Genomic DNA, 18,482 nt, shown 5'->3' with positions numbered 1-18,482 from the left:
GAAACCTTTTTTATTTACAGCATCTTTACATGGTAACCAATAAATATATACCATGAACTTTTCAATGAAAAACAACAAATTAAAATCGGTAAGTAAATCCATAGTATTAATCGTATTATTTATGGCAGCCTCTTTTAGTAGTCATGCACAAAAGGAAACTACTGGAAATACCATTACGGTTACTGTGGAAAACATTAGAAACACGAACGGAAAAGTTATTTTGTCTTTACATAATTCGGAAACTTTTATGAAAGCTAAAGGATTAGAAAGTATTACAACAAAAATAGAAGGAGACACCATTACTTTAGCCTTTGAGAATCTTACTCCTGGAGAATACGCTATCATGGCTGTCCATGACGAAAACGACAATAATCAAATGGATTTTGAACTAAACGGAATGCCTAAAGAAAACTACGGCATGTCTAATAACCCGGTTCTTTATGGTCCACCAACTTTTGAAGTTGCCAAGTTTACAGCTAAAGAAGACTTAAACATTACGATTCGTCTTTAACACCTATAAAAATAAAAAGCCACGAAACACAAAGTTTTCGCGGCTTTTTCACTAACCATCAATCAGTTATTTAGGGAATAACTATTATGTTAGACGGTTTCATTTAACCAAGCTTTCATCATCCATACTGTTTTTTCTTGTTCTGCTATAAAATCACTCATCATAGAGTTTGTTCCTTCATCATTAGCATCACCAGCTTTATCTAAAATAGCACGTTCTATTTGTAATAATTCTGCTAAAGAATCTACAATTAATTGTACTGCTTTCGTGTCTTGAGATATATTTTTTCCAACAGGGACTTTAGCATGTTTACTGTAATCTTCAAAGGTATGTAGCGGTGTTTCTCCTAAAGTTAAAATACGTTCTGCAATTTCATCTACTTTCATATTTGCATCGGTATATAACTCTTCAAATTTTACATGAAGATTAAAAAACCCGTGCCCTTTAATATTCCAATGTACACCTCTTAAGTTTTGGTAATACGTTTGAAAATTAGCTAATAAACCATTCAAATCTTGTGCTAATTCTTTAGTGATTTTAGATTCTAATCCTATACTATTTAGTGTCATAATTATTATGTTTTATTTTGTTCTACAAATTTATTGAATAATTAACGATAATCAATATAAGTTTTATTGATAGTTTTTATATTTTTATAGTCTAAATTGATACCAATGACAATTACACAATTATACTACGTTTTGGCTGTTGCCGAAAATCAGAATTTCACAAAAGCTGCTGAAAAATGTTTTGTTACACAACCAACATTAAGCATGCAAATTCAAAAGTTAGAAAGCGAATTAGACATCCTTATTTTTGACAGAAGCAAGAAACCAATAGAACTTACAAATGTTGGTAGAAAGATTGTAAACCAAGCAAAAAACATCGTTAACGAATCGTATAGAATTAAAGATATTGTAGACCAGCAAAAAGGGTTTATTGGTGGCGAATTTAAACTAGGAATTATACCTACTGTAATGCCAACATTGCTTCCTATGTTTCTAAAAACATTTATAAAGAAATACCCAAAAGTGAAGCTTATTATTGAAGAGCTTACTACCGAAGAAATTATTTATAGAATTAACGAAGGGCATCTAGATGCTGCTATTGCTGCAACGCCTTTACTAAATGAAAACATAAAAGAACGCGTTCTTTATTTTGAACCTTTTGTTGGTTACATTCCGCAAACCCACAGATTACATGCTAAAAAGAAAATTAACACTTCTGATTTAGATATTGATGATATGCTTTTATTAGAAGATGGGCATTGTTTTAGAGATGGTGTTATTAATTTATGTAAAGCTTTTAAAGACCATAAAGAAGACCAATTTCAATTAGAAAGCGGAAGCATTGAAACCCTTATAAAATTATCTAACGAAGGTTTAGGAATGACTTTATTACCATACCTGCACACTTTAGATATGCATGAAAAAGCAAAAGAAAACATACGCTATTTTAAGGATCCTTCTCCTGCTAGAGAAGTAAGCATTATATACCATAAAAGTGAACTTAAAATGCAAATCATCGAAGCTTTGCAAGAGGTTATTGCGGGAATTATTAGAGGCGCGATTGCGTTTCAAAATGTAGAAATTATTAGTCCGTTAGCTAAAAAATAACCGCTTAGTATTACTTTCGAATATAAAGCATAAAAACGGAAACCTTTTTAATATTGGTTGGCTATACAATCCACCTAACTAATCCTATTTTGAACCATGCATACTTATCTAAAATCTTTTAATCTTTTTACGGATTTAGAAATAAATGATTTTCTGAATGTAACAAAAACTACCATTCTTAAAAAAGGAGATTATTATATTAATCAAAATGAAATTTGCAAATCTTTAGCCTTTGTTAAAAACGGAATTTTCCGTTCATTCTACTTTTCAAATAATGAGGATGAAATCACCTATTGTTTCACCTTTCCAAACCATTTGCTAATGGCTTACTCTTCATTTATCTCACAAAATAAATCGGAGGAAAACATTCAAGCACTAACAGATTCAGAAATAATTTCAATCCCGAAAGAAAGTTTAGAAGCATTAGCTAAATCAAATACTAATTGGTTAATATTTTTAAAAACAATCGCCGAAAAGGAATATGTAGAATTAGAAAAATGGATATTTAATCATCAAAAGGATAAGGCACAAAACCGTTATTTAGATTTAATAACAAAACAGCCCAAATATATTCAACAAATCCCACTTCATTATATCGCTTCCTACTTAGGTGTTACCCAAAGACATCTTAGCAGAATAAGAGCGAATATTTCTTATTAGACAAATGTCCTGCTCTTAAACTTCAAGACCTTTATAAATTTGCATATCAATTTTAAACAAAAACGATATAGCATATGAAAACAATAATTTTAATTGGAGCAAACGGAAAAATGGGGCAAGCTGCTTTAACGGGCCTTAAAAAACACAAAATTATAACAGCAGGACGATCTGCTAAAAGTTATGACTACCAAGTGGATATTACTAGCGAAGCATCTTTAAGAAGATTATTTGAAAATGTTGGACATTTTGATGCGGTTGTAAATACAGTAGGTGTTTGTGAATACGCAAATTTCATTGAAATGACCGAAGAACAATGGATGCGTACTATTTTAAGTAAAATGATGGGACAAATAAACATTGTTCGTATCGGTCAAGAATACATCGCAGACAACGGCTCATTTACATTAATCACAGGTATTTTAAATATTAAACCAATTCCTTTTGCTATAGCAGATGCAACAACAAGTGGCGCAATAGATACATTTGTTAAATGTGTTGCTCTTGAAATGCCTCGAGGTATTCGTGTAAATTCTATTAACCCGACAGTATTAGAAGAAGCTTGGGAAGTATATGGAGAAATGATGCCTGGTTTTCAACCTGTACCTGGAAGCTTGGTAGGAAAAGCTTTTGAGCGTTCTGTAGATGGATTCATCACAGGAAAAGTACTTTATGTGGACGCATAGCCATTTCATGTATCGCCCTTTATTTCAATTAAAGGGCGATATTTACAAAGGATACTACAACCAACCTTTAAGAATCATCACATTTTCAATATGTGCAAAATGATGATTACTATGCCATGCATACATACCAATATTCTTTTTTAGAGGCACTTCTTCATGATGCTCTGGATGTATAAAAGATTTGTTTAAATCGGCATCGCTCAAACTTTTCAGCAAATACACTAATTTGGCATGTATAGCTTTTAAATGGAGTATAGACATTTCAATTGGCGCATGCTTAGCGTCGTCTAATGCTGCCCAAAGCTGTTCATAATAATATTTAATAACCGGTTTATCTTCTGTTAAAGCCCATTTAAAACGTATATAACTATGATGGTGACTATCGGAAAGATGATGAATCACTTGTCTTATCGTCCAACCTTCCAATCGATATGTGGTATCTAGTTGTTCATCATTTAAAGGTGCAACCAACTTTTCCAGCCGATTAGGAAAATCCTCTAAGACAGCAATCCATTCCTTAATATGTTGGGTTGTAATTTCTTCAGGGCAAGAAAAGGCCCCGATAGGAAACTTTAAAGATTGTAATGGATCTTTCATAATAAGTTATAATTTAGGAAATGAAAAATCAATAATACAAAAAAACTAAACTTCCTCTACTTTAAATTTGTGGTCTTTTGCAAGCGCAACAGCAGATTCAATATTCGTGAATTTTCTAATTTTAGATTTAAAAAAAAGATTTTCAAACATGGTATTTATTAAACTACTTTTTTCGTGACCAACAACATAATAACCTTGCAGATTATAACGGTTTTTAAAAAATTGGATCCAATCCGTAGCCATAACAGAATAGGAATGCACGCGATTAGAAATGTAAATTAAATCCGACCCATCTGTTCCTAAAAAAGAAGATATATCTTTAGTAACCCGCTCTGCATGTGCTTCCCAGGAAAAAATAATCCCTTCTTCAATTTCGGAAACGACAAAGCCATCGAAAATAAAAACATCTCCGAATACATAATTAAACTCTTTTAAAACTTCTGAATATAGGTTGGTTCCTTTAATACTTTCCATATTGTATAGATTTGGGGTTAATACAATTACCATGCAAAGTTATGGATTAAAATACGTTACCTAAAATATTTTAGTGCAACGGAACAAAAAGGCCTATCAACGTTAATTTTTAACGACCCTTTTATATTCGTAGGAAAAATCATGCCTTTCAACGAGTATTATTTTAACAAAAAAAATCGCCTCATTCATAATGATGAGGCGATTTTTAAATTTATTTTAGGTGCATGCTATTTCACATCCATTAACTCTACATCAAAAATTAGTGTTGCATCTGGTGGAATTACTCCGCCAGCTCCTGCGCTACCATAACCTAAATGGCTAGGAATTACAAAACGAGCTTTATCTCCAATTTTTAAAAGTTGAACTCCTTCATCCCAACCAGAAATAACTTGTCCTACTCCTAATGGAAACTCAATTGGTTCTTTTCTTTTATAAGACGAATCAAATACGGTTCCGTCTGCTAATTGTCCTTTATAGTGCACAGAAACTGTTTTTCCTTTTTCTGCTTTTGCTCCAGTACCTTCTTGTAAGATTTGGTAACGTAAACCACTTTCTGTTTTACTAAATCCAGCAGAAATTTTATCTAATGCCGCATCCTCTTTTGCTTTCGCTTTCGCTAAATTTTTCTCACGAGAACCTTCAAAAGTTCTAAATGCTTCTACTGCATTAAAAGCTTCTGCTTCTGCTCCTACTCTTACAATTTCTAAACTTTCAATAGCATCTCCTTGTGCAATTGCATCTACTATATCTTGTCCCGTTACCACTTTACCAAAAACAGTATGATTACCATCTAACCAAGGTGTTGCAATGTGTGTGATAAAAAACTGACTCCCATTTGTTCCTGGTCCTGCATTTGCCATAGATAAGATTCCTGGAGTATCATGTTTTAAATCTGCATGAAATTCATCTGCAAATTTATAACCTGGATTTCCTGTTCCTGTTCCTTGAGGACAACCTCCTTGTACCATAAAATCAGGAATTACTCTATGAAATTGTAACCCATCATAATAAGGTGTTCCTTGTGGTTTTGCATTGTTTTCTAAGTTCCCTTCTGCTAAAGCAACAAAGTTACCTACTGTTCCTGGAGTTTTCTGGTATTCTAAAGCTACTAATATTTCGCCTTTTGTTGTATTAAATTTTGCGTATAATCCGTCTTGCATCTTGTTGTTTTTTAATAAAGTGCAAAGATAGGGAATGATTTGAGATTTATGAATAACGAATAACAATTTTTGAAGAACAGCACCTACAATAGGTATCTAATTACGTCTAATTCATACGGTTATTGCAGATGCAATTCAATCTTTACGGAATATCGGTGCCATTTTACACATGGAAGACATACTCTTTTTAGATAGCCATTTTCATTATTCCTAGAACCTGTAATGCATCCAATCAAAAAGTAAATCTCGGAAGGTTTCACACAAAACACATAGCACTTTTATAAATTCATCCAAAATTTTCTTAGCTTTGAAATCAAATTAATATAATATATGGGAGTTTTTGGTAAGCTGTTTGGAGGCACAAAAAAGGAGGACAAACTAGAAGATGATAAGTACATGGAAAGCCTCATAAAATCTAGTGAAGACGTACCTTTAGGGATTTCTAGCGACAACCTAATTTATGCTGGCTATAACGAACTTGGTGGTTATTATTACTTGCAAACATTTATCATTGGACGCCTAAAAAGCAAAACAAAGAATGGCGCTAAAATTGTAATTGAAGGCAATGATTATAGTTTAGAACTGCATTCGGATATGCCAGAACTAGAATCGGAACCTGCTAGCCCATTAGATGGTTATGTTACGAAAATTGATTTTGAGATTGAAAAAAATACTGTTGAAAAATTAAAGAGATCTACAATGAAACAACTTACACTTACTATTAAGAAAAAGGAAGTTGTTTTTACGGTATATAAGGATTCAGAGAAGGAAGAGTAGTGTCTTTTATAGACCTCTCTTCTAAAGAAAAAACACGGTGACGTGATTACCCAATACTATTTTTTAACACATGTAATCAAAAATTTTACCTAATGCCTAATGCCTAATGCCTAATGCCTAAACATACTAATTTGCAACTTCACTAATAAACTTAATTCTGTAAAGACGTAATTCTTCATCATCATAATCGCCATCAAACTCATCAATGGCAGCATCTATTTTATCGGTTTCCGACTCCATAAAATAATCATGAATTTCTTCTTGCTGGTCTTCGTCTAAAAGATCATTAATCCAATAATCGATGTTTAGCTTGGTTCCAGAAAAGACGATAGCTTCCATTTCCTTTATAAAAGCGGCCATTTCCATTCCTTTTGCCGAAGCAATATCACTTAATGGTAATTTTCTATCTACATTTTGAATAATATAAAGTTTTAAAGCAGAGTTCATTCCGGTAGACTTCACAATCATATCATCTGGTCTGATAATATCATTTTCTTCTACATAAGTCGAGATAAGTGCAATAAAGTCTTTACCATATTTTTTCGATTTTCCGTCACCAACACCATGTACATTAGAAAGTTCTTCTAAAGTAACAGGGTATTTTAAAGACATATCTTCTAAAGAAGGATCTTGAAAAATCACAAATGGAGGCACGCCTAGTTTCTTCGCATTTTTCTTTCTTAAATCTTTTAGCATTGCCATTAATACAACATCTGCTACTGCACCACTACCTTTGGCTGCTGTAACTATAGAATCATCGGATGTTTGATTAAAAACATGATCTTCGGTCATCATAAAAGACTTCGGATTCTCTATAAAATCTCGCCCAGCCTCTTTTAACATAATAACCCCATAGGTTTCTATATCTTTTTTTAATAAACCAGCCACAAGTGCTTGTCTAACTAAAGCCATCCAATAGGATTTATCATGACTACTTCCTTTACCAAAAAAGGGTTGGTCGTTTGTTTTATGTGAGTTTATTAAGGCATTTTCATTACCCGTAATCACATTTACTAAGTCTTTAGATTTGTATTTTTCATTGGTACTAGCAACAATCTCTAAAGCTAATTTTACTTGCTCTTTTGCTTCTTGTTGTTTTTTAGGATGACGTACATTATCATCTAAGTCGCCTCCTTCACCAGTTTCATTATCAAATTCTTCACCAAAATAATGAAGTATAAATTTTCTTCTAGAAATAGAAGTTTCCGCAAAAGCGACTACTTCTTGCAGTAAAGCATGACCAATTTCTTGTTCAGCAACCGGTTTTCCAGACATAAACTTCTCTAACTTTTCTATGTCTTTGTACGCATAATAAGCTAAACAGTGTCCTTCTCCTCCATCACGTCCTGCTCTTCCTGTTTCTTGGTAATAACTTTCTATACTTTTTGGGATATCATGATGTATAACAAATCGAACATCTGGCTTGTCAATTCCCATTCCAAATGCAATGGTAGCCACAACAACATCAATATCTTCCATTAAAAACATGTCTTGATGTCTCGATCTTGTTTTCGCATCTAAACCAGCATGATATGGTACTGCTTTTATTCCGTTTACTTGTAAAGCTTGCGCGAGTTCTTCCACACGTTTTCTACTTAAACAATACACAATACCAGATTTACCATCGTTTTGTTTTATAAAACGGATAATATCTGCATCTACAGTTTTAGTTTTTGGGCGTATTTCGTAATATAAATTTGGTCTATTAAAGGATGCTTTAAAAGTGGTAGCATCCGGCATACCAAGATTTTTTAATATATCTTCTTGTACTTTTGGAGTTGCGGTAGCGGTTAGACCAATAATTGGAATATTATCGCCAATACGTTGAATAATACTTTTTAGGTTTCTGTATTCTGGCCTAAAATCGTGTCCCCATTCACTTATACAATGGGCTTCATCCACCGCCATAAAAGAAATTTTAACCGAACGAAGAAACTCTACATTATCTTCTTTTGTTAAAGATTCCGGGGCTACATATAATAATTTAGTAACACCATCTGTAATATCTTGCTTTACCTGTTTTACTTCCGTTTTATTTAAGGAAGAATTTAAAACATGCGCAACGCCATCGTGTTCGGAAACACTTCGGATAGCATCCACTTGATTCTTCATCAATGCTATTAAAGGAGAAACAACTATTGCTGTTCCTTCATGCATTAAAGCGGGTAATTGGTAACACATAGACTTACCACCTCCTGTAGGCATAATAACAAATGTGTTTTTGCCAGACAAAAGACTTTTTATAACATCTTCTTGCAATCCTTTAAACTTACTAAATCCAAAATACTTTTTTAGGGAGACGTGTAAGTCCTTTTCAATAATAGACATGTATTGTTTTTAATATTAAAATTATAATAAAAATACACTAAATTCTTTTTGCTATTAATTAGTAGTGTATATAATCAACCTCATTTATTTTTCGTTAACTTTGCATCACATTTTTACTGGATACAAATTATAAGAAACTGACCAACATTAAAGATAAAAAAATCTTTATTAGCAACAACCTAAAAAACTCATAAATTTTGAGCAATACACATTCTATTATATCTACAGCCAAGCAAACTATTGAATTAGAGAGTAAAGCAATTTTAAATTTATCTAGTTTAGTTGATGATGATTTTGCAGATGCTGTGAACCTTATGTATAACGCCAAAGGTAGAATTATTATTACAGGAATTGGCAAAAGTGCAATAATTGCTACAAAAATTGTTGCTACATTAAACTCTACTGGTACACCTTCTATTTTTATGCATGCTGCAGATGCTATTCATGGGGACTTAGGATTAATTCTTCAAGACGACGTCGTTATTTGCATTTCTAAAAGTGGAAACACGCCAGAAATCAAAGTACTTGTACCTTTAATAAAGAATGCAGGGAATAAAATGATTGCTATTACTGGTAATAAAGATTCTTTTTTAGGACTACAAGCAGACTTCATTTTAAACGCTTATGTTGAAAAAGAAGCTTGTCCAAATAATCTTGCTCCTACAACAAGTACCACTGCGCAACTCGTTCTTGGAGATGCATTAGCGGTTTGTTTATTAGAATTACGTGGTTTTTCTAGTAAAGACTTTGCTAAATACCATCCTGGAGGCGCTTTAGGTAAAAAATTATATTTACGTGTACACGATATATCTTCGGTAAATCAAAAACCAAAAGTTTCCCTAAATACAGGGATCAAACAAGTAATTGTGGAAATTACCGAAAAAATGCTTGGTGTAACTGCGGTGGTCGAAGAGGACAAAATTATAGGAATTATTACAGATGGTGATTTACGTAGAATGTTAAGTAAAGTCGACGATTTTTCTAAACTTACCGCGAAAGACATTATGAGTGAAAATCCGAAACGAATAGATGTGAATGCAATGGCTGTCGAAGCGAAGGATGTTATAGAAACCTACGGAATCTCACAAATCCTAGTCGAAGACAACGGGAAATTTGCTGGTGTTGTTCATGTGCATGATTTAATAAGAGAAGGGATTATATAATGGCAAAAAAAAATGTAAACGAGATGTCTTTTTTGGATCATCTTGAAGATTTAAGATGGCATTTAGTACGTATTAGTATTGCAGTAGTACTTTGTGGTATTGTGGCTTTTTTATTTAAAGGTTTTATTTTTGATGTTATCATTCTCGGACCAAAAGAAATGTCTTTTCCAACCTACAGATGGCTATGCAGTGCTAGTCAGTTAATAGGTATAGAAAACTCCTCCTTTTGTGGGGAAAGTTTTCCGTTTGAAATACAAAGTAGAACTTTAGCTGGACAATTTTCTGCGCATTTATGGACTTCTGTTTATGCTGGTTTTATTGTTTCCTTTCCATATATATTATACCAACTTTGGTCTTTTATAAGCCCTGGAATGCATGTCAACGAACAGAAACATTCTAAAGGGTTCATTATTGTTTCGTCTTTTTTGTTTTTTCTAGGTGTTCTTTTTGGATATTATATAGTAACGCCATTATCCATAAACTTTTTAGGAACCTACTCGGTAAGTAAAGAAGTGCATAATGATTTCGATTTAGCAAGTTATATTGGATTGGTAAGAGCAACCGTTATCGCTTCCGGATTAATTTTTGAGCTTCCTATTATTATATACTTTTTAACCAAAGTAGGATTAGTAACGCCAGAATTCCTAAAAAAATATAGAAAATACGCTTTAGTAATCGTGCTAATATTATCTGCGATTATAACACCTCCAGATATTGCAAGTCAGATCATTGTTGCCATTCCAATATTAATACTGTATCAAGTAAGTATTTATATTTCAAAAATTGTAGTTAAAAACGAAGCTAAAAAATCTTCAGATAATAAAATAAAAAAGCATGTCTAATATAGTTACCGAATTTAATGAATATCGTTCTAAAATGAATGATAAAATTCTAGCCGATAATAATAAAGTAATCAAACGAATTTTTAATTTAGACACGAACGCTTTCGCGGAAGGTACGCTGGACAAAAAAACAAAAGAACTTTTAGGTCTTGTAGCATCTATGGTTTTACGTTGTGACGATTGTGTAAAATACCATTTAGAAGCTTGCCATAAAGAAGGATTAACCAAAGAACAAGTGGTAGAATCTTTAAGTATTGCTAATTTAGTTGGCGGTACTATTGTTATTCCGCATTTACGAAGAGCCTACGAATATTGGGATGCTTTAGAAGAAGCTCAAGGTTAAACTTTACTTAAAGTACCTGTGTACAGACCATAGTATTTTGGTTTTCACTATTTTTAACAACAAGTAATGTATTTATAAAACGAGTATGCTAGAAAACGTATCCCCTAAAAAAGGGATTACTAACCAATAGCAGCTGACAAATAAAAACAACATGAAACTAAGAGCAGAACATTTAATGAAGTCCTATAGCGGACGAAAAGTCGTGAAAGACGTTTCTCTAGAAGTAAATCAAGGAGAAATCGTTGGTCTTTTAGGTCCGAATGGTGCAGGGAAAACAACTTCGTTTTATATGATTGTTGGACTGATTAAACCTAATGGTGGAAACATTTATTTGGAAGACACAAACATTACCAAATACCCAATGTACAAACGTGCACAAAACGGCATTGGTTATTTAGCACAAGAGGCTTCGGTTTTTAGAAAATTAAGTATTGAAGATAATATTTTAAGCGTACTACAACTTACCAAACTAAGTAAGAAAGAACAGTTGCATAAAATGGAATCTCTAATTGAAGAGTTTGGATTAGAACATATTCGTAAAAGTAGAGGTGATTTACTTTCTGGTGGGGAACGTAGACGTACCGAAATCGCCCGTGCGCTTGCTACCGATCCTAATTTTATTCTATTAGATGAACCTTTTGCAGGAGTCGATCCTGTTGCTGTAGAAGACATTCAACGCATTATAGCAAAACTAACTAAAAAGAATATTGGTATTCTGATAACAGATCACAACGTACAAGAAACACTTGCGATTACAGATAGAACCTACTTAATGTTTGAAGGTGGTATTTTAAAAGCAGGAAAACCAGAAGAACTTGCCGAAGATGAAATGGTACGTAAAGTATATCTTGGTCAGAATTTTGAACTGCGTAGAACGAAATTAGATTTCTAACAACCTAAGGCTGATTTGATTATCCGTACTCTTATGGAATTGATTATTTACTCAAGATAAACCTCAAATTCTCCTACTAACCATAATTTCTATAAATTATACAGCTCTCCTCTTAAGCTTAAGAGGAGAATGAATTTTAGTTTTCTTTTTTGAAAACTAGAAGAAAGAGGAGTTTGATATTTATAAAAATAGCTTCGCATTTTAAGTCAAACTCTCCGAGTTTTATTTCATAAAACACACCTCTCTTTAGCTAAAGAGAGGAGCAATTAATTAGTGCTTTTTTTTAATAGCAATAATTATACTCGTAAAAGGCTCTCCTCTTAAGCTTAAGAGGAGAATGAATTTGAATTTTCTTTTTTGAAAACTGGAAGAAAGAGGAGTTTGATATTTATAAAAATAGCTTCGCATTTTAAGTCAAACTCTCCGAATTTTATTTCATAAAACACACCTCTCTTTAGCTACAGAGAGAAGCAATTAATTAGTGTTTTTGTTTTAATAGGAATAATTATACTCGTAAAAGCCTCTCCTCTTAAGCTTAAGAGGAGAATGAATTTAAACTTTTTTTTTCACAAAAGGAGCTTCTAAAAAATTTCGTAATTAATAGCTTCTATTCTATGGATAAGACTAATTAGCTAGGAAATATTTCAGAAGCACTTCCTATTGCTTTCCTTTTAAAATATAACTTTCTTTTTATTTTTAGAAAAAACAGCTTTTGCATTATAATTTTATATATCTTTATGATATCAAAATAATATCATTTTAAATATAATCCTATGGACCAAGAAAAAATAATCAAACCAGTTAATGGCTATTTCATTTTAGCAATCACTATTGCGCTAATTGTTAGTAGTATCTATTTTACGTTTACAACTGAAAATCCGGAATATGCATTATTCTTAATCGTTGCAATTATATTATTTAAAGGATTCGTTCTTGTAAACCCTAATAATTCTAGAGTTTTACTTTTATTCGGAAAATATATAGGTAGCATAAAATCAAACGGCCTTTTTTGGGTAAACCCTTTATACAGCAGAAGAACAATCTCTTTACGAGCTAGTAATTTTGACAGTGAACGTTTAAAAGTAAATGACAAATTAGGAAACCCAATAATGATAAGTACCATTTTAGTTTGGCGCGTTACCAACACTTACAAAGCATCCTTTGATGTGGATAATTATGAAAACTTTGTTCGCGTACAAACAGATGCAGCCGTTAGAAAACTAGCGAGTATGTATCCGTATGATAATTTTGCAGATGAAGGTCATGTAGAAGATATCACCTTACGTTCTAGCGTAAATGAAGTAAGCGAAGCGCTTGAAAAAGAAATTGATGAACGCTTATCTATAGCAGGAATTGAAGTATTAGAAGCAAGAATAGGTTATTTAGCCTATGCCCAAGAAATAGCTAGTGCCATGCTTAAAAGACAACAAGCTACAGCGATAGTTGCAGCAAGACATAAGATTGTAGAAGGTGCTGTTAGCATGGTAGAAATGGCGCTTAACGAATTAGGTAAAAAGAATATTGTGGATTTAGATGATGAAAGAAAAGCAGCAATGGTAAGCAACCTTATGGTTATCCTTTGTGGAGATAAAGACGCATCTCCTGTTTTAAATACAGGTACATTAAATCAATAATCAATATATTTACAAATAAACGTATTCCGATAATTAACAATTTAAATGGCGAAGAAAAAGGCTTTTGCTTTACGAATAAATGAAGATATGATCAAAGCTATTGAAAAATGGGCTGCGGATGAATTCCGCAGCACTAATGGTCAAATAGAATGGATGCTTAATGAAAGTCTAAAAAAGGCGAAAAGAAATCCTAAAAAAAGAAACCCTGAGGAAAACGATTAAATATCCTTTGCTTCTTTTTTCTCTTGTAAGGCTTTCTCTGCCGTAAGTCGCTTTTGATATCTACCTTGCACCACATCTACAACGATCAAAATAAATAGTACAAAATAGAAGGTTGTTTTACTCATAGGTACAATTTCGTTTCCAAAAAGTTCTAAATGTGCTAAATGGCCACCTTCGGTAACTAGCATAATTCCTACTATAAATAAGATAAAAAGTCCTAATACCTCATACATTCTATTCTTAGATAAGAACGTAGAAATTTTATCTGCCATTACTAACATCAGTAATCCGCTAATAACAATGGCTATTGCCATCACAATAAATGCTGTTGTGCTACTTTCTATTTCACTAGTTAAACCAATTGCCGCTAAAATAGAATCGAAAGAAAAAACCAAATTCATAATTACAATACTTGTAATAACTGCGTTAGCAGATTTGGTACTTTTACCCGATGCCATTTCAGAAACCGTAAGTCCGGATGTAGAAATCATGTGCCATATTTCTTTAATGGCGGTATAAATAATAAATGCACCTCCGGCTAGTACTATTATACTATGCCCATTAAATGCAAAATGCACAATATTTTCAATTCCTCCTGTTAAAAAAGAAAACGGTTCTTGAAAAAAATCGATGATAGATACTAATACAAATAACAAAACAATACGTAAAACGATAGCGATAAGTATTCCTACTTTTCGTACTCGCTTTTGCTCTGTTTCCGGTGCTTTTTTAGATTCTAAAGAAATGTATAAAAGGTTATCAAATCCTAAAACAGCTTGAAGCATGATTAGCATTAACAGGGTAAAAATAATTCCAGCCATGTTTTAAATATTTTTAGCGTTTAATAAAGATAAAATAATGTAAAGCAATATAATTAAGGGAATTGCGGCAAAATGTAACACCACCAAAAACACCAAACTTAAAAGGATAAAGATATAGCGTATGGCGTTGTCTTTAAAACCATAGTTCTTAAATTTTAAAGCGAAGAGTTTTATCGTACTATTTAATAAGTAACAACTTAAGGCAGTTACTGCTAACAAAAACCATTTATTCAATATAATGGCATTCATAGCATCGCTATTTTGAAACTCTAAAATTAATGGTAAAGATATAATTAGTAAGGTATTTGCCGGTGTTGGCAAACCTTTAAAATAGGATTGTTGGTCGGAATCAATATTAAATTTTGCCAATCGATACGCAGAAGCCATAGTAATAAACAAACCTACTAATGCTAGCGGCATGATTTTAAAACTCTCCCATTGCATAAAAGAACTCCAAGAAGAAAATGATATCCCAGAACCTTCACTAGCCAAAGAAAGCAACTTATACATTATAATACCAGGAACCAAACCACTAGTAACCATATCTGCCAGAGAATCTAATTGCACACCTAATTCGCTTTGTACATTTAGTTTTCTCGCGAAGAATCCGTCAAAAAAATCGAAGAATATTCCTAGAAACACGAATACTGCCGAAGCAACAAATAAATTGTTTACCGCTAATAGTACAGCAATGCTTCCGCAGAATAAATTTAATAAGGTTATAAAATTTGGAATGTAGCTTTTTAGTTGCATAATTTCATTTAAGCTGTAAAAATAACAAACTATTTTCGTCTAAAACAAAAGTTATACTATTTATACGTTGAATTTACTATAATAAAATTCCCTTTTCCCTCGCTGCTTCTATATCAAAAGCAACCATAACTTTGGCTATGCTTGATTTTTCTATTGCACATAAAGCCCAAAATCAACCATTTCTTTTTTATTATATACAAAGTATAAATAGCATCAAACAATATCTATTGCTTTTTCAAGTTTAATATGTTGAAAAATAATGGCATATTTGTAAAAAAAATATAATTGAAAAGACTACTAACTATACTACTACTAACTTTTTGTGTAACTATTTCTGCGCAAACCGTTCGAAAATATTCTAATGAATTCATGAATATTGGTGTCGATGCTGCTGCTTTAGGAATGAGCAACGCAGTAACAGCTTACTCTCATGATGTAAATTCCGGTTATTGGAATCCTGCAGGATTAGTAAATATTGAAGACAAACAATTGGCATTAATGCACTCTAGTTACTTTGCAAATATTGCTAGTTATGATTATGTTGCTTTTGCAATGCCTTTAGATAATAATAGTGCTATTGGTATTTCATTAATACGTTTTGCTGTCGATGATATTTTAAATACCACACAATTAATTGATGACGACGGAAACATAAACTATGACAGAATTAGTTTATTTTCTACCGCAGATTATGGTGTAACTTTTTCCTATTCTAGAAAGCTTCCTATTCCTGGTTTTAATTATGGAATAAATGCAAAAGTAATTCGTCGTGTTATTGGTAAATTCGCCAATTCTTGGGGATTTGGTTTAGATGCAGCAATTCAGTTTGAAACGAAGAATGAATGGAAATTCGGACTTATGGCAAGAGACATAACAACTACCTTTAATTCTTGGGCAATTGATGAAGATGAGTTTGCCAAAGTACAAGACGCAGTAGAAGGACAAAACCAAGAGTTACCAGAAACTACAGAACTTACCATACCAAAACTACAATTTGGTGTTGCCAAAAAGTTTATTTATCGTTACGATTTTTCTATTCTTGCCGAAGTGGATTTAAACATTAGATTTGAACAAAACAATGACTTAATCTCTACTTCATTTGCAAGTATTACGCCTTCTGCTGGTTTTGAAGTTGGCTATATAGACATGGTATATTTAAGAGGTGGCGTTGGGAATTTTCAAAATGAATTACAAATAGATAATTCAGAAAACTTAAGCTTTCAACCAAGTATAGGTCTTGGTTTTAAATATAAAGGCATTCAAGTAGATTATGCTTTTACAGATATTGGAGACCAAAGTGTCGCTTTATATTCTAACGTATTTTCATTAAAACTAGATTTAAGTATCTTCAGATAATTTAGTCCTTACAACATGAAAAAACGGTACCTAGTTTTATTCTTTTTCTCCTTTGTACTTACCCAAGCACAAAACACCTATGAAAACACCAAAATAAGTGTTTTAACTATAGGCCCAGGAACCTCTCTAAACGATGCGTTTGGACATAATGGGATTCGTGTAAAAACGCCATATAGTGATGTGGTGTATGACTACGGAAGGTTTCCATTTAACGATCCTAATTTCTACTTAAATTTTGCCAGAGGAAAACTTCTGTATTCCCAAGGTTTTAGTAATACATATGCGGTTATCGACTTTTATAAAAGCCAGAATAGAACGATAAGAGAACAGCTTTTAGACTTAACAACTAAGGAAAAACAAGATATACATGCTTTTCTAGAAACCAACGCATTACCAGCAAACAAAGAGTATTTATACGATTTCTTTTATGACAATTGTGCGACAAAAATTAGAGATGTAGCAGAAGAAATAACCAACAATAACATACGTTTTAATCCTATTGAAACTTTACATAAAAGCACTTTTAGAGATTTAATTCAGCAAAACTTATATTGGAATTCTTGGGGAAGCCTTGGTATTGACCTTGCATTAGGATCTATAATAGACAAAGAGGCAACGCAATACCAGTATATGTTTTTACCAAAATATATACATAGCTTTTTTGAAACTGCAACCTTAAAAAGCACGAATAAAAATCTAGTAAAAGAATCGCATATCCTTTATAATAAAACGGAAGAAAAACAACAACAAAACTTTTTCGGTAGTCCGATATTTATTTTTGGCTTGTTAGGTGCTTTCATCCTTTTTATTACCTACACCGACCATAAAAAGGAGACCCGAAGTAAATGGTTAGATTTTAGTATCTTTTTTCTTACTGGTAGTATCGGTGTCTTTATTTTATTACTGTGGTTTGCCACAGATCATACCGCAACAGCGAATAACTACAACTTACTTTGGGCTTTTGCTCTAAACGTATTGGTAATAGGTCAAACCTTAAAAGCACAACCAAAAGCCTGGTTTATTAAATACATGAAACTGCTTATTATACTCTTGAGTTTATTAGGATTTCATTGGATAACAGGCGTACAAAGATTTGCTTATGGACTTATTCCTTTGCTGATAGCTTTAGCAATTAGATATATATATCTAGTGCGCTTCTTTTCTAAAAGCAATTCGTAAATAGCTCCTCGCTTTAGCTAAAGAGAGCTGGATTTCCAGTTATGGAAATTCGGAGAGTTTGACCTAAAATGCGCAGCTATTTTAAAAATGCAAACAAGACTTCTCTATTTTTTAATTGGTATAGAATGACGACTAATATAAATTATCACAGCTCCTCGCTTTAGCTAAAGAGAGGTGGATTTCCAATTATGGAAATTCGGAGCGTTTGACATAAAATGCGCAGCTATTTTAAAAATGCAAACAAGACTTCTCTATTTTTTTTAATGGCTATAGAATGATGAATAATATAGAGTATCACAGCTCCTCGCTTTAGCTAAAGAGAGGTGGATTTCCAATTATGGAAATTCGGAGAGTTTGGCCTAAAATGCGCAGCTATTTTAAAAATGCAAACAAGAATTCTCTATTTTTTAATTGCTATAGAATGATGAATAATATAGAGTATCACAGCTCCTCGCTTTAGCTAAAGAGAGG

20 protein-coding genes are annotated in these 18,482 nt (G+C 32.5%); 13 read left to right on the top strand and 7 right to left on the bottom strand.

Annotated elements, in window-relative coordinates:
- The first annotated feature begins 64 nt into the window (after positions 1 to 64).
- A complete protein-coding gene (locus ACVCXO_RS10135) occupies positions 65 to 511 on the top strand; it encodes a DUF2141 domain-containing protein (RefSeq protein ID WP_452229481.1) in 447 nt (148 codons plus the stop codon).
- Between the two features lie 89 nt (positions 512 to 600).
- On the opposite strand, the gene ACVCXO_RS10130 is transcribed toward ACVCXO_RS10135, so the two are convergent.
- On the bottom strand, positions 601 to 1,080 hold the full coding sequence (locus ACVCXO_RS10130) for a Dps family protein (protein WP_452229480.1): 480 nt from the start codon (positions 1,078 to 1,080) through the stop codon (positions 601 to 603).
- A gap of 105 nt (positions 1,081 to 1,185) precedes the next feature.
- Here ACVCXO_RS10130 and ACVCXO_RS10125 point away from each other — a divergent pair, with 105 nt between their 5' ends.
- The 3 genes from ACVCXO_RS10125 to ACVCXO_RS10115 all read left to right on the top strand — a co-directional run bounded on the left by ACVCXO_RS10125 (position 1,186) and on the right by ACVCXO_RS10115 (position 3,470).
- Positions 1,186 to 2,127, top strand: a complete 942-nt coding sequence (locus ACVCXO_RS10125) for a LysR substrate-binding domain-containing protein (protein WP_452229479.1) — start codon at positions 1,186 to 1,188, stop codon at positions 2,125 to 2,127.
- Positions 2,128 to 2,223: 96 nt separating this feature from the next.
- On the top strand, positions 2,224 to 2,787 hold the full coding sequence (locus ACVCXO_RS10120) for a Crp/Fnr family transcriptional regulator (protein WP_452229478.1): 564 nt from the start codon (positions 2,224 to 2,226) through the stop codon (positions 2,785 to 2,787).
- Between the two features lie 74 nt (positions 2,788 to 2,861).
- A complete protein-coding gene (locus tag ACVCXO_RS10115) occupies positions 2,862 to 3,470 on the top strand; it encodes a short chain dehydrogenase (protein ID WP_452229477.1) in 609 nt (202 codons plus the stop codon).
- A 54-nt stretch (positions 3,471 to 3,524) separates the two neighbouring features.
- Here the strand turns inward: ACVCXO_RS10115 and ACVCXO_RS10110 are convergent, their stop codons facing one another.
- The 3 genes from ACVCXO_RS10110 to ACVCXO_RS10100 all read right to left on the bottom strand — a co-directional run bounded on the left by ACVCXO_RS10110 (position 3,525) and on the right by ACVCXO_RS10100 (position 5,701).
- Positions 3,525 to 4,067: a YfiT family bacillithiol transferase gene (locus tag ACVCXO_RS10110; RefSeq protein ID WP_452229476.1), complete on the bottom strand. Its 543-nt coding sequence runs from the start codon at positions 4,065 to 4,067 to the stop codon at positions 3,525 to 3,527.
- A gap of 45 nt (positions 4,068 to 4,112) precedes the next feature.
- Complete coding sequence (locus ACVCXO_RS10105; protein WP_452229475.1) at positions 4,113 to 4,541, bottom strand: hypothetical protein; 429 nt, start codon at positions 4,539 to 4,541, stop codon at positions 4,113 to 4,115.
- Between the two features lie 227 nt (positions 4,542 to 4,768).
- Positions 4,769 to 5,701 (bottom strand): peptidylprolyl isomerase, encoded by a 933-nt coding sequence (locus ACVCXO_RS10100; protein ID WP_452229474.1) that lies wholly within the window; start codon positions 5,699 to 5,701, stop codon positions 4,769 to 4,771.
- 330 nt (positions 5,702 to 6,031) lie between these two features.
- Between ACVCXO_RS10100 and ACVCXO_RS10095 the strand changes: the two genes are divergently transcribed.
- Positions 6,032 to 6,478, top strand: a complete 447-nt coding sequence (locus ACVCXO_RS10095) for a hypothetical protein (RefSeq protein WP_452229473.1) — start codon at positions 6,032 to 6,034, stop codon at positions 6,476 to 6,478.
- Between the two features lie 126 nt (positions 6,479 to 6,604).
- Here ACVCXO_RS10095 and ACVCXO_RS10090 read toward each other — a convergent pair whose 3' ends face one another.
- Entirely contained in the window at positions 6,605 to 8,806 is a 2,202-nt protein-coding gene (locus ACVCXO_RS10090) for a RecQ family ATP-dependent DNA helicase (RefSeq protein WP_452229472.1), read from the bottom strand.
- Positions 8,807 to 9,003: 197 nt separating this feature from the next.
- On the opposite strand from ACVCXO_RS10090, the gene ACVCXO_RS10085 reads away from it, so the two are divergent.
- The 6 genes from ACVCXO_RS10085 to ACVCXO_RS10060 all read left to right on the top strand — a co-directional run bounded on the left by ACVCXO_RS10085 (position 9,004) and on the right by ACVCXO_RS10060 (position 13,902).
- The gene (locus ACVCXO_RS10085) at positions 9,004 to 9,969 is read left to right on the top strand and encodes a KpsF/GutQ family sugar-phosphate isomerase (RefSeq protein ID WP_452229471.1); all 966 of its coding nucleotides are present in this window, start codon (positions 9,004 to 9,006) and stop codon (positions 9,967 to 9,969) included.
- Positions 9,969 to 10,811, top strand: coding sequence for a twin-arginine translocase subunit TatC (tatC, locus tag ACVCXO_RS10080; protein ID WP_452229470.1), 843 nt, complete (start codon positions 9,969 to 9,971; stop codon positions 10,809 to 10,811). Before ACVCXO_RS10085 ends, tatC begins: the two co-directional genes overlap by 1 nt.
- A complete protein-coding gene (locus ACVCXO_RS10075) occupies positions 10,804 to 11,154 on the top strand; it encodes a carboxymuconolactone decarboxylase family protein (RefSeq protein ID WP_452229469.1) in 351 nt (116 codons plus the stop codon). Before tatC ends, ACVCXO_RS10075 begins: the two co-directional genes overlap by 8 nt.
- Before the next feature lie 151 nt (positions 11,155 to 11,305).
- A complete protein-coding gene (gene lptB, locus ACVCXO_RS10070; RefSeq protein ID WP_452229468.1) occupies positions 11,306 to 12,046 on the top strand; it encodes an LPS export ABC transporter ATP-binding protein in 741 nt (246 codons plus the stop codon).
- A gap of 773 nt (positions 12,047 to 12,819) precedes the next feature.
- Positions 12,820 to 13,680 (top strand): SPFH domain-containing protein, encoded by an 861-nt coding sequence (locus ACVCXO_RS10065; protein WP_452229467.1) that lies wholly within the window; start codon positions 12,820 to 12,822, stop codon positions 13,678 to 13,680.
- Between the two features lie 45 nt (positions 13,681 to 13,725).
- A complete protein-coding gene (locus tag ACVCXO_RS10060) occupies positions 13,726 to 13,902 on the top strand; it encodes an Arc family DNA binding domain-containing protein (RefSeq protein WP_452229466.1) in 177 nt (58 codons plus the stop codon).
- On the opposite strand, the gene ACVCXO_RS10055 is transcribed toward ACVCXO_RS10060, so the two are convergent.
- Complete coding sequence (locus ACVCXO_RS10055) at positions 13,899 to 14,723, bottom strand: TerC family protein (RefSeq protein WP_452229465.1); 825 nt, start codon at positions 14,721 to 14,723, stop codon at positions 13,899 to 13,901. The two genes, ACVCXO_RS10060 and ACVCXO_RS10055, sit on opposite strands and share 4 nt — an antisense overlap.
- Positions 14,724 to 14,726: 3 nt before the next feature.
- The gene (locus ACVCXO_RS10050; protein WP_452229464.1) at positions 14,727 to 15,476 is read right to left on the bottom strand and encodes a CDP-alcohol phosphatidyltransferase family protein; all 750 of its coding nucleotides are present in this window, start codon (positions 15,474 to 15,476) and stop codon (positions 14,727 to 14,729) included.
- A gap of 285 nt (positions 15,477 to 15,761) precedes the next feature.
- Between ACVCXO_RS10050 and ACVCXO_RS10045 the strand changes: the two genes are divergently transcribed.
- Positions 15,762 to 16,832 carry a putative type IX sorting system protein PorV2 gene (locus ACVCXO_RS10045; RefSeq protein WP_452229463.1) on the top strand — a complete coding sequence of 357 codons (1,071 nt, stop codon included), beginning with the start codon at positions 15,762 to 15,764 and terminating at the stop codon, positions 16,830 to 16,832.
- A 15-nt stretch (positions 16,833 to 16,847) separates the two neighbouring features.
- The gene (locus ACVCXO_RS10040) at positions 16,848 to 18,011 is read left to right on the top strand and encodes a lipoprotein N-acyltransferase Lnb domain-containing protein (RefSeq protein ID WP_452229462.1); all 1,164 of its coding nucleotides are present in this window, start codon (positions 16,848 to 16,850) and stop codon (positions 18,009 to 18,011) included.
- The last annotated feature ends 471 nt before the right edge of the window (positions 18,012 to 18,482 follow it).

The sequence above is a fragment of the Lacinutrix sp. MEBiC02404 genome (assembly GCF_053601575.1).
The sequence above is the reverse complement of the archived record's forward strand: the minus strand, read 5'-3'. Positions and strand labels throughout refer to the sequence as shown.

Coding starts and splice junctions, on each gene's coding strand:
- ACVCXO_RS10135 (WP_452229481.1), top strand. CDS start 65: ATGAAAAACAACAAATTAAAATCGGTAAGTAAATCCATAGTATTAATC.
- ACVCXO_RS10130 (WP_452229480.1), bottom strand. CDS start 1,080: ATGACACTAAATAGTATAGGATTAGAATCTAAAATCACTAAAGAATTA.
- ACVCXO_RS10125 (WP_452229479.1), top strand. CDS start 1,186: ATGACAATTACACAATTATACTACGTTTTGGCTGTTGCCGAAAATCAG.
- ACVCXO_RS10120 (WP_452229478.1), top strand. CDS start 2,224: ATGCATACTTATCTAAAATCTTTTAATCTTTTTACGGATTTAGAAATA.
- ACVCXO_RS10115 (WP_452229477.1), top strand. CDS start 2,862: ATGAAAACAATAATTTTAATTGGAGCAAACGGAAAAATGGGGCAAGCT.
- ACVCXO_RS10110 (WP_452229476.1), bottom strand. CDS start 4,067: ATGAAAGATCCATTACAATCTTTAAAGTTTCCTATCGGGGCCTTTTCT.
- ACVCXO_RS10105 (WP_452229475.1), bottom strand. CDS start 4,541: ATGGAAAGTATTAAAGGAACCAACCTATATTCAGAAGTTTTAAAAGAG.
- ACVCXO_RS10100 (WP_452229474.1), bottom strand. CDS start 5,701: ATGCAAGACGGATTATACGCAAAATTTAATACAACAAAAGGCGAAATA.
- ACVCXO_RS10095 (WP_452229473.1), top strand. CDS start 6,032: ATGGGAGTTTTTGGTAAGCTGTTTGGAGGCACAAAAAAGGAGGACAAA.
- ACVCXO_RS10090 (WP_452229472.1), bottom strand. CDS start 8,806: ATGTCTATTATTGAAAAGGACTTACACGTCTCCCTAAAAAAGTATTTT.
- tatC (WP_452229470.1), top strand. CDS start 9,969: ATGGCAAAAAAAAATGTAAACGAGATGTCTTTTTTGGATCATCTTGAA.
- ACVCXO_RS10075 (WP_452229469.1), top strand. CDS start 10,804: ATGTCTAATATAGTTACCGAATTTAATGAATATCGTTCTAAAATGAAT.
- lptB (WP_452229468.1), top strand. CDS start 11,306: ATGAAACTAAGAGCAGAACATTTAATGAAGTCCTATAGCGGACGAAAA.
- ACVCXO_RS10065 (WP_452229467.1), top strand. CDS start 12,820: ATGGACCAAGAAAAAATAATCAAACCAGTTAATGGCTATTTCATTTTA.
- ACVCXO_RS10060 (WP_452229466.1), top strand. CDS start 13,726: ATGGCGAAGAAAAAGGCTTTTGCTTTACGAATAAATGAAGATATGATC.
- ACVCXO_RS10055 (WP_452229465.1), bottom strand. CDS start 14,723: ATGGCTGGAATTATTTTTACCCTGTTAATGCTAATCATGCTTCAAGCT.
- ACVCXO_RS10050 (WP_452229464.1), bottom strand. CDS start 15,476: ATGCAACTAAAAAGCTACATTCCAAATTTTATAACCTTATTAAATTTA.
- ACVCXO_RS10040 (WP_452229462.1), top strand. CDS start 16,848: ATGAAAAAACGGTACCTAGTTTTATTCTTTTTCTCCTTTGTACTTACC.